The sequence below is a fragment of the Streptomyces sp. CB02959 genome, assembly GCF_002803155.1.
Taxonomy (GTDB): domain Bacteria; phylum Actinomycetota; class Actinomycetes; order Streptomycetales; family Streptomycetaceae; genus Streptomyces.
The window spans coordinates 83074-93342 of sequence record NZ_NNBP01000036.1 but is presented as its reverse complement, the minus strand read 5'-3'; the positions used below and the strand labels follow the sequence as shown (position 1 = coordinate 93342).

The 10269-nt window shown below is 74.1% G+C and carries 8 protein-coding genes; 2 read left to right on the top strand and 6 right to left on the bottom strand.

What is annotated here, in order from left to right; all coding sequences use genetic code 11:
* Positions 1–331 precede the first annotated feature (331 nt).
* From CG747_RS39975 to CG747_RS48505, 4 genes are all read right to left on the bottom strand, one after another.
* The gene (locus tag CG747_RS39975; protein WP_100606798.1) at positions 332–1456 is read right to left on the bottom strand and encodes an esterase family protein; all 1125 of its coding nucleotides are present in this window, start codon (positions 1454–1456) and stop codon (positions 332–334) included.
* Positions 1457–1671: 215 nt separating this feature from the next.
* Positions 1672–2382 carry a response regulator transcription factor gene (locus tag CG747_RS39970; RefSeq protein WP_100606797.1) on the bottom strand — a complete coding sequence of 237 codons (711 nt, stop codon included), beginning with the start codon at positions 2380–2382 and terminating at the stop codon, positions 1672–1674.
* A gap of 119 nt (positions 2383–2501) precedes the next feature.
* Positions 2502–3833: an ATP-binding protein gene (locus CG747_RS39965; protein WP_100606796.1), complete on the bottom strand. Its 1332-nt coding sequence runs from the start codon at positions 3831–3833 to the stop codon at positions 2502–2504.
* Positions 3834–4111: 278 nt separating this feature from the next.
* Positions 4112–6127 (bottom strand): serine/threonine-protein kinase, encoded by a 2016-nt coding sequence (locus tag CG747_RS48505; RefSeq protein ID WP_180985914.1) that lies wholly within the window; start codon positions 6125–6127, stop codon positions 4112–4114.
* Positions 6128–6456: 329 nt separating this feature from the next.
* Between CG747_RS48505 and CG747_RS39955 the strand changes: the two genes are divergently transcribed.
* Entirely contained in the window at positions 6457–7878 is a 1422-nt protein-coding gene (locus CG747_RS39955) for a PspC domain-containing protein (RefSeq protein ID WP_100606795.1), read from the top strand.
* Entirely contained in the window at positions 7875–8099 is a 225-nt protein-coding gene (locus tag CG747_RS39950; protein WP_100606794.1) for a hypothetical protein, read from the top strand. The genes CG747_RS39955 and CG747_RS39950 overlap by 4 nt, the downstream gene beginning before the upstream one ends.
* A 36-nt stretch (positions 8100–8135) precedes the next feature.
* Here CG747_RS39950 and CG747_RS39945 read toward each other — a convergent pair whose 3' ends face one another.
* Positions 8136–8669, bottom strand: a complete 534-nt coding sequence (locus tag CG747_RS39945) for a TQO small subunit DoxD (protein WP_100606793.1) — start codon at positions 8667–8669, stop codon at positions 8136–8138.
* A gap of 219 nt (positions 8670–8888) precedes the next feature.
* On the bottom strand, positions 8889–10169 hold the full coding sequence (locus CG747_RS39940) for a hypothetical protein (RefSeq protein WP_100606792.1): 1281 nt from the start codon (positions 10167–10169) through the stop codon (positions 8889–8891).
* Positions 10170–10269 lie beyond the last annotated feature (100 nt).

Sequence of the window (10269 nt, the reverse complement as noted above, 5' to 3'; positions counted from 1 at the left end):
CTTCATGAGCCTTCTAGGAGCCGTCGCCGAACCCCCGCCGCCGGCCGCCGCGCACACGGCGGAACGACGGAAGGCAGCTCCACTCCCAGGCCGCTTCGGTCACCTCAGGCGCCCCGACCGCTCGTGTATCTCCAACCGCTCGCGAATCTCCAACCGCTCGCGAATCTCCGGCCGTTCGACGGTCCCCCCCTTTCGTCGTACGTGACCTCCGTTACTCGCACAACGCTCCCCGGCACGGCCTTGTGCCCACTTACGAAGAAACCGGCGGAGATTCACCCGAACGGTGAACTCCGCCGGTCTCCCGGCCTCCTGGCCTCCCGGCCCCTGGTGCCTAAGCCCGCAGGAACAGCCCGAACCACCGGAAGATCTCCGGCACTTGGTGCTTCCACACCGGCACCGTGTGCCCGCCCGCACCGGACGAGATCTGCTGGACGGTCACCGACGTCGGGTTCTTGGCGATCTGCTTGAGGCCGACGCCCGCCTGGTAGCCGTCGCCGTTCGCGCCCGAGATGTACAGCGCGGTACGGGGCGGCTTCCCGGCCTCGTTGGCGGCCTTGAGGATGTGCAGTGGGTTGGTCTCGACGCGCAGCTTGGGGTCCTTGCCGGCGAGCGAATCACGTTCTATCGCCGGGTCGTTGTAGCCGGACATGCCGACCGCGGCGCGGTACCGGTCCGGGTGGGCCAGCGCCAGCTTGGTGGCGCAGTGGGCGCCCGCCGAGTAGCCGGCCAGGCCCCAGGAGTCCGGCTTGTCGCCGGCCCGGAAGTTGTCGATCACCATCTGGCGGACGTCGACGGTCAGCCAGCTGTCGGCGTTGACCTTGCCGGGGAGGTTGACGCACCCGGCGTCGGCGTTGGCCAGGACGTTCATCCGCGGCGCCACCAGGATGAACGGCTTGACCGCCCCGCTCTGCATCAGCGACCCGAGCTGCTCGTTGGCCTTGAGCGATCCGAACCAGGACTTGGCGGACCCGGGGTAGCCGGGCAGCAGCTCGACCACCGGGAACTTCTTGTTCTTGAAGGCGGGGTCGTTGTACTGCGGGGGCAGCCAGACGTACACCTCGCCGTTGACGCCCGAGATCTGGCCCTTGAGGTCGGTCATCTGGACGCCGGGGCCCATCACCGGGTCGTCGGCCGGCCGGAACTGCTGGAGCACCTTGGGCTCGTCCTTGAGGTTCTTGCCGCCCAGGCCGTCGGGGCCGAGGTTCCGCGCCTGGTCGATGTGGTTGCCGGTGCCGAGCAGGTCGCCCCAACTGTCATAGAGGTTGTTGGCGTTGTTGACCATGAGGAAGACCACCGTGATGGCGGTGACCTGCGCGAACAACAACATCAGCAGCCGTGCCAGACCCCGTAGTGGGGCCGGTCCGGCCACCCGACCCCACAGGGTGAACGGCAGCACGAGGGCGACGATCAACAGCAGGATCGAGAAGAGGAAGAAGGGCGTACCCGTCAGGCTCATCGGGATCTCGTTTCCAGGACGTATGCGCGTAGGGCGTGGGCGTGGTTCCGGCCCCGCCTTCGGCAGCGAGCCTCTCCGGGCCCTTAGATGGCGATCAGCGCGATCCTGGTTGCCCGCCTTGGGCCCTTCTTTACGCGCCCCGTCCGTGCCCGCCGCGCCGGGAGCGGATCCCGATCGTCCGCTCCCGCTCGTCCCCTTCTCGGCGAAACCGCAGGTCAGACCAGCCGTCGGGCGGCCGCCCAGCGCGTGAGTTCATGACGGTTGGAGAGCTGGAGCTTGCGGAGAACAGCCGAGACATGTGACTCAACCGTCTTCACGGAGATGAACAGCTGCTTGGCGATCTCCTTGTAGGCGTACCCGCGGGCGATCAGCCGGAGCACCTCGCGCTCACGCTGGGTGAGGCGGTCCATGTCCTCGTCCACCGGCGGGGCGTCCGTCGAGGCGAAGGCGTCCAGCACGAAGCCGGCCAGGCGCGGCGAGAAGACCGCGTCGCCGTCGGCCACCCGGAAGATCGCGTCGACCAGGTCCGTGCCGGTGATCGTCTTGGTGACGTAGCCGCGGGCGCCGCCGCGGATGACCCCGATGACGTCCTCGGCCGCGTCGGAGACGGAGAGCGCCAGGAACCGCACCGGCCGCTCGGGGTCGGCCATCATCGCGGCGCTGCGGCGCAGCACCTCGACGCCGCCGCCCCCGGGGAGGTGCACGTCCAGGAGGACGACCTCGGGGCGGGTGGCGGTGATGACCGTGACCGCCTGGTCGACGTCGGCGGCCTCGCCGACCACCTCGACCCGGGTGAGCTCGGTCCGGCCGATCTCGGCCTGGACGCCGGCCCGGAACATCCGGTGGTCGTCGACCAGCACGACCCGTACGGTGCGGCCCTGGTCCTCGCCGCCGGCCTCGCCCTGCTGTGCGTCGTCGCTGCTCATCTCGTCCGTCCGTCCCTCGGTGTCTGCCCCGTCATGATCCCCTGCCCCGGCCCGCGGTGCCCCCACGGGCCCGCGGCCGCCCCCGGCGCCCTCCGGGACGGCCGGTGAGGTCGCCGCGCTCATTCCGGTCCCCCCTCCCCGCCGGTGCCGCGCTCGGTGGGCTCGCGCTCCACGGTGCGCTCCATCTCCAGTTCGACGACCGTGCCGCCGTCGGGGGCGGCACGCAGCCGGGCCGTGCCGCCGTTGCGCTCCATCCGGCCGATGATGGATTCCCGTACCCCCATCCGGTCCGTGGGGACCGCGTCCAGGTCGAAGCCGGGGCCGTGGTCGCGCACCGAGACGAAGACCGTCCGGCCCTCCACCTCGGCGAACACCTGCACCGCGCCGCCCTCGCCACCGTACTTGGCGGCGTTGACCATGGCCTCGCGTGCGGCCTGCATCTGGGCGCGGAGCGCCTCGTCGAGCGGGCAGTCGCCGACCACCACGACCTCGATGGGGACGCCGTGGTGGTCCTCGACCTCGGCGGCGGCCGCCCGCACCGCCTCGGCGAGCGTCGCCGGCTCCTCGTCCTCGTCCTTGCCGCGGCCCTCGGGCTTGTAGAGCCAGGCGCGCAGCTCGCGCTCCTGGGCACGGGCCAGCCGGGCCACTTCCCGGGGGTCGTCGGCGTTGCGCTGGATCAGGGTGAGGGTGTGCAGGACGGAGTCGTGGACGTGCGCGGCGACCTCGGCGCGCTCCTGGGCCCGGATGCGCATCAGCCGTTCCTCGGAGAGGTCCTGCGTGATCCGGAGGAGGTAGGGGCCGGCCAGCAGGGCGATGCCGACGACGACGGCGAGCGCGGCCTGGAGCACCGAGCCGAGGTTCTGCACGGAGCCCTGGAGCACGACGATGCCGGTGACCCCGGCGCCGACCAGCAGCACCCCGGCCGCGCCGCGCACCATCGGCAGCAGTCCCTTGCGGCGGCCGAGCTCCAGCCACTGGGCGCGGCGGGAGTTGTCCGCCTGGCGCCAGACCAGGGCGACGCCGGCGCCGATGAGCAGCACCGGCCAGAGGTAGACGTTGGCCCGGCCCGGCTGGAAGCGGGAGGCCACGATCGACGCGCCCACCAGGAGCGCGATCAGCGCGAGGAGCTGCCCCCTGTCCGGCCTGCGGCCGAGCAGTCGCCGCCGGTCCTCCCCGGCCGCGGGCTGCCGGGTCTCGACGCCGCCGACGCCCAGCGGCACGAAGAACCAGAACGCGGCGTAGAGCAGGGCGCCCATCCCGTCGGCCATGAAGAGCGCGACGAAGACGATCCGCACCCAGGTGACCGGGAGGCCGAGGTGCCCGGCGAGACCCCGCGCGACACCACCGAGCAGCCGCCCCTCGGCGCTGCGGTAGAGCTTGCGCACGGGCGGGTCGTCGGGGTCCGGCGCCGGGGCGTAGATCGTCTCGGCGCGGGGTGGCGCTGTGGTCATGCCTCAGATCGTCACACGCCGGTCGGGTCCGGGACATCAGGGACGACCCTGAACTGTCCCTGAGCCGGCGGCAGCGGCAGCGGCACCTCGATCCGCGCTCGGGAAGTCGCGGCGCAAAAGAGAACCCCGAGGCAGTGGCCGCCGGCCGGCGTGATGCCGGTGGCACGGCGGCTCAGGTGGCGCTCGGGTCGCCTGAGTCTTCGCCCTTCCCGAGGGGGATCGGAGCGGGCGAAGGGAATTCCCCCCGTCGGTATCGGGCCGGTGGGCGGGGTGCCCGCTCAGCCCGCGGACTCCGCCCTGCGGAATCCGTCCTTCACATTCGAGAAGATCTCCTCGAACTTCGACCAGTTCGCCGACGGCGCGGAGACGTAGATGGCGTACTCCTTGCCGCCCTCGCGACCGAAGCCCAGGTCTATGCCGCGGTACTCGCGGGCCCGGCCCTGGAAGGAGAACTCCCAGATGGCAGCCGGGTCGCCCTGGTAGATGGTGTCCTGGAGGCGGAGCCGCTTGTAGCTGGGGTACTGGACCTTGACGTCCGCTTCGACGCTCTTGAAGTGCTGCACCTGGTCCGCCGAGGAGAAGTCCAGGGCGTTGAGGGTCAGCCTGGCCAGTTCCGGGTCCGAGTAGTAGACGATCTGGCGCCCGCCGTCGAGGACCTGCCGCTTCCAGCCGGACGGCACCGGGAAGGACACCCCGAGGTCCTTCTCCGTGACCCGCCGGTAGCCCGTGGGCGTGGGGGGCGGCGGGCTGATGCTGGCGTGCGGCGTCTCGGGCAGGACGGTGGAGCTGTTGCCGGGGTCGTTGCCGAGTGCGGACGTGTCGCCGCGGTGGTTCACGTACCAGGCCGCGCCCCCGCCGCCCCCGGCGACCAGGACTCCGACCACGCTCCAGGCCACGACCCGGCCGCGGCGCTTGCGAGGGGCCCGGCCGGACGCCAGCACGTCCATACGCGCTTCGGTGGACGCCTGGGGGACCGTGCCGTTACCCACCGACACCGGGCCGGTGACGTCGGTCCGCTCTGCCGCGTCGGCGGGCAGGTGGGCGCTCGGCGCGGGGCCTGCGGGGGCGTGCGCACCCGGGGCGGCGCCCGCAGGGGCGTGCACACCGGGGGCGGCCGCGGCCGCCGACCCCATGGGGCCGGCGGCCCCGGTGAGGCTCCCGGTGGGGCTCCCAGCGGCCGCGCCGGTGTCCGTGCGCCCGCCGGGCCCGGTACCGGTCCCGACCGCCGTCCCGGTCCCGACCCCGGTCCCGGTGGCGGTCGCGTTCCCCATGCCGGTGCCCGAGCCCGAGCCCGAGCCGGTGCCGGTGCCGGTGCCGGTGCCGACGGTCGCCGCCGCGCCGGAGTGCGCCACGGGACGGGTGGGCGCCTCGGCGGGCTCGCCCCCCGCGGGCCGGCTGCGGCCGACCGTCCCCAGGGCCAACGTGGGCCAGCCCATCAGTGCCGTGTCCGCCTCGGCCTCCGCGGCCCGCAGCGCCTGCTCGACGACCTCGGCGGTGGGCCGGTCGCTCGGCTCCTTGGCGAGCAGTGCCTCGATCAGCGCGGTGAGCTGACCGGCATTGCTCGGCGGCTCCAGCGGGTCGACGGCGATCGCGTACGCCGTCTCCACCGCGGTGTTCTTACGGAACGGGGCCTTCCCCTCGACCGCCTGATAGAGCGTCGCCCCCAGCGCCCACAGGTCCGAGGCGGGCCCCGGAGTGGATCCCTTGACCCGCTCGGGCGCCAGGTAGTCGATCGAGCCGACCAGTTCGCCGGTCTTGGTGAGGGTGGAGGTGCCGGTGGCGACGGCGATCCCGAAGTCGGTGAGGACCACCCGGCCGTCCTCGCCGAGCAGGACGTTGCCCGGTTTGACGTCGCGGTGCAGCACACCGGCGGAGTGCGCGGCACGCAAGGCGGCGATCATGCCGCGGCCGATCCGGGCGGTCTCCCGCGGCGTGAGGTAAGTGCCGGACCCGGTGGCCTCCTTGATGGCGTCGCCGAGCGTCGCGGAGGGGACGTACTCCATGACGATGCACGGCGACCCCTCGTCGTCCACGACGTCGTGCACGCTGACGACGTTGGGGTGGTTGATGCGCGCGGCGGCCTGCGCCTCCCGGGTCGTGCGTTCGTGGCGGGTCGCCAGTTCGTCCGCGTCCAGTTGGGGTGAAACGTGCAGGCGTTTGACCGCCACCTGGCGCCCGAGGACCTCGTCCCGGGCCCGCCAGACGGTGCCCATACCGCCTTGGCCTATCCGCTCGACCAGGCGATACCGCCCGGCGACCAGTCGCCCCTCGTCCACCGACGCCGCTTCCGCCACCGCTCGCCCCTCCGGAAACCCGTACGTATTCAGGGCGCAACGATAGTCTTCAGCAGGGCGGAAAAGACCTCCGGCCACCGCCGCGACGAGTCTTTTTCCGGCGCAAATCCCCGCGCGAGGGGCATTCGCGGCCCGTTCCCGGGCTCATGGCGCCGCTCCGCGACCCGCAATGCCCCTCCTGCCCCGCCCCCGTGGCGGCCCTCGCGACGGCCTTCGCGACGGCCCACGGGAGGCATCGGGGAGACCTCAGGGTCGCCTCGGGGGATCTCAGGGATCAGCCAGGGTTTTCACCGATACCGCGACCCCGCCGCGCTTGTCACCATGGCTCCATGAACGATGCACCTCCCGCCGCGGAGCCGGCGGCCTCCGACCCCGCCGGCCCCACCCCGCCGCGCGCCGCGCTGCGCCGCAGCCGGCGGCACAAGGTCGTCGCGGGCGTGTGCGGCGGCCTGGGCCGGCAGTGGGACATCGATCCGGTGATCTTCCGGGTCGTGCTCGCCGTGCTGTCGATCGGCGGCCTCGGCCTGATCTTCTACGGCTTCGCGTGGCTGCTCGTCCCGCTCGACGGCGAGGAGGAGAACGAGGGCCGCCGGCTGCTGTCCGGCCGCGTCGAGGGCTCGGCGCTGACGGCCCTGCTGTGCGCGCTGGCCGGCTGCGCGCTGTTCCTGACCACGCTCGGCAAGGGCAGCATGATGTCCTTCGCGATCATGGTGACGCTGGCCGTGGCCGGCGCCGTCTACTGGTCGCGGCAGCGCCGCCGCGCCCAGGCCGAGGGCCTGGAGTCCGTGGACGCCGCCACCGCCCAGGCGGTCGCCGACGCCCCGCCGGAGGCCACCGCGCCCCCGGCGCCCAACACCCCTTCCTGGTGGCGCGATCCGCGCACGGAGGCGCTGCTCTCCCGGGGCTACCTCTGGGGCCCGGAGGACACCCGGCTGGAGATCACCTACGACGCCACCCACGCCCACGGCGTGTCCGACGGCCCCCGCCCGCACGGCAGTCGACCCCCCGGCGCCGCGGCCGCCCCGCGCCCCCTCGCCCCGCTCCGGCCGGTCCGCCCCGGCCGGGGGATAGGCGGCCGCACGTTCCTGCTGGCCGTCCTGGCGGGCGCCGGCACCGCACTGTCCGTCTCCCGGCACGCCGCGCTGGCCCCGTCCCTCCAGGCGGGCCTGGCCTGCGCGCTGGTCGTCTTCGGACTGGGCCTGGTGCTCAGCGCCTGGCTGGGGCGCACCGGCGGCGGCACGGTCTTCATGATGGTGCTGACGGCCGCGCTGCTGGCCGGCGCGACGGCGCTGCCCGCCAACGTCACCGCCGACTGGCAGCGCCGCACCTGGGCCCCCGCCACCGTCGCCGCCGTCCAGCCGCACTACGCGGTCGGCTCCGGGGAGGGCCGGCTGGACCTCGACCGACTCGCCCTGCAGCCCGGCACCACGGTCCGCACCGGCGCCGACGTCGGCGCCGGGCGACTCCAGGTGACGCTTCCGCAGGGCGCCACCGTCACCCTCCGCCTCTCGCTCGGCGTCGGCGACATCCAACTGCCGGGCGACGCGGCCAACGACGTGGAGATCATCGCCGGCCACCGCGAGCGGCAGGTCACGCTGCCCGCCGAGGGCCTCAAGAAGGGCGAGCAGCCGCGCGGCACGCTGGAGCTGGACCTCAAGGTCGGCGCCGGCCAGATCGACGTCCGGCGGGCGCCTCCGGTGCCCTCTTCCGCCACGCCCCCGGCCCCGACCCCCCAGGGAGCCCCCCAGTGAAGCGCCACCCCTTCGAACCCGGCCGTCTGATCACCGGCGCCGCCGCCCTCGCCGTCGGCACCGGCTACGGCCTCGACGCCCTGGGGCGCTGGCACGCCCCCGGCCCCTGGCTGTTCCTCGCCATCCCGGCCGGTCTGCTGCTCGCGGGGATCACCACCGCCGTCTGGGCCACGGTCCGGCGCCACCACCAACGGGACGCCCCGCCCCGGCATCCGTCATGACCGGCAGGTGGGGCGGCCGGCGGCCCCGCGCGGGGCTCACCCGTAGAGCTGCGTCCCGTGCCGCTCGCGGCGGTTGGCCAGCGCCGCGTCCAGCGAGAAGCCGGGCGCACCGGCCAGTACCAGCGGCGTCCAAGCCATCAGGTAGGCAAGGTCGTTGCCGTAGTAGTAGGGGGTGGCGGGCCAGCTCACGGTGAGCCAGAGGGTCAGCGAGATCAGTGCGCCGCCGAAGGCCGCCAGCCGCCCCAGCAGCCCCAGCAGCGTGCCGATGCCGACCAGCACTTCACCGCCGACGATCGCATAGCCGAAGGCCACCGGGCTGCGCTGGGCCAGGTCCAGCAGCTGCGGCAGCGCCGCGGTGTCGTGCACCTGCCGCAGCAGCTCGCCCAACGACCCCTTTCCGCCGGCGGCCAGGAAGGTCGGGTCGGTCAGTTTCCGTAGTCCCGCGTAGAGGAAGGTGCCGCCCAGGAAGAGCCGCAGCGGAAGCAGTGCGTGGCGCGCCGGCCCGGCCTGGAGCCCGCCGCTCCGGGCACCGCCCACGTCGACCGGGCGTGTGCGGTGTGCGTGAGCCATGACGTCCGCCTCTCCGTTGCCACCGGGAGCGCACGATTGTGCCGTCGCCCGCACGGCTTGGCGAGATGTGTACGCACCAACGCGCGAGATTCCCCCCGTCGGCCGCCGGACCGCCCGCTGTCCGCGCGGTCGGCCGTCACGGCGCCGGTTGTCGCCCTTTGCCGGGACATTGACGGCCGTGGCCGCCCGGCCGTCGCTCCCGCCGCGGGTGCGGCGCGTTCAGTCCTGGACGTCGATGCGGTAGCCGCGCGTCTCCGCCCCGGCCGCCGTGATCACCCGGACCTCCACGGGGCCCGGCTCCACGTCGACGGGCACCGGCACCGTCAGCACCCCGTCCGTCGGGTTGGCGAAGCCGCCGGGCACCGGGACCAGCGGCACCGGCACGTGCACCCCACCGATCCGCACGACCGTACGGGCCAGCCGGTCCGGGGTGCCCGCGCCGGGCGGGACGAAGCCGGCGCCGCGGATCTCGATGTCGTCGCCGGTGCGGATCGGCGCGGCGAGATCGCCCAGTTCCCGGGCGCGTACGACGGAGAGGATCACCGGCCGGCCCCCGGCGACGGCCTTGCCCGCCAGGTACGTCACTCCGGAGAGCGCCGCCAGGACGACCAACACCCAGGGCAGCGCCGGCAGTCGGGCCGGGTCGGTGGCCAGCCGCACCAGCGCGAAGGCCAGCACGGCCGCGTTCACCAGCACGTACTGCGCGTCGGCGAAGCTGCCGCGACCGGCGTCGTCCGCCAGCAGGTCGGTGGCCCGGGGCCGGTCCGCCGGGATCTTCTGCACCCGCCCGGACCGGACCCGTCCGGCGGTCATCCCGTAGGCCAGCACCGCCACCCCGCAGCCGATGGCCAGTATGGCCAGCAGCCCGCCCGAGGGGACCAGGCCGAGCCCGGAGAGCAGGCGCCGCCGGGCGTCCGGGCCGACCCCGACAGCCAGTTGGACGGCCAGGGTGAGGACGGCGTAGAGCACCGCCGCCACCCAGGCCGCGGCGACCGCGCGGGAGGTGGACAGCCGGCGGTCCTCGCCGATCAACGGACCGAGTGCGCCGCCCTGTTCGCGGTGGAGCCAGGCGGTCACCGTCACCGCGAGGGCCAGGACGGCGGCCGCGGCCAGCGCGGCCGTGCGGCCCGCCGTCCAGCCGGTGCCGACGGCGGTCAGCGCCTGCCCCAGCAGCAGCGCGAGCACCCCGGCCCACACCGCGGCCACGGTGCGCCGGCGGACCGCCACCGGCCAGGAGGCGCCCTCGGCGACGCCGCGCTCGGCCAGCAGCCGGGCGGACAGGGTCAGTTCGTCGGACACCCACTGCCGGGCGGCGCCGACGGAGTGCGCCAGCCCGGCCGGCACGCCGCGCCCGGCGGCGAAGTTCTCCCGGAGCGCGACAAACGCGGCGAGCGCCTGCCGGTGCCCCTCGCGGGCGCCGTGCGGGCACTGGCCGCACCGGCACGCGCCGCCGCCGTCGCCGGGCGTTCCGCCGCCTCCCGGCTCGCCCCTACCGGCCACTGTGCTTGCCGATTCCACCGACACGTCCGTACCGCCCCGCCGCCGCTTGTATCAACTTCTCGTCCTCAGACGGGAATTGTGCCCCAGGCACCCGGTCCGG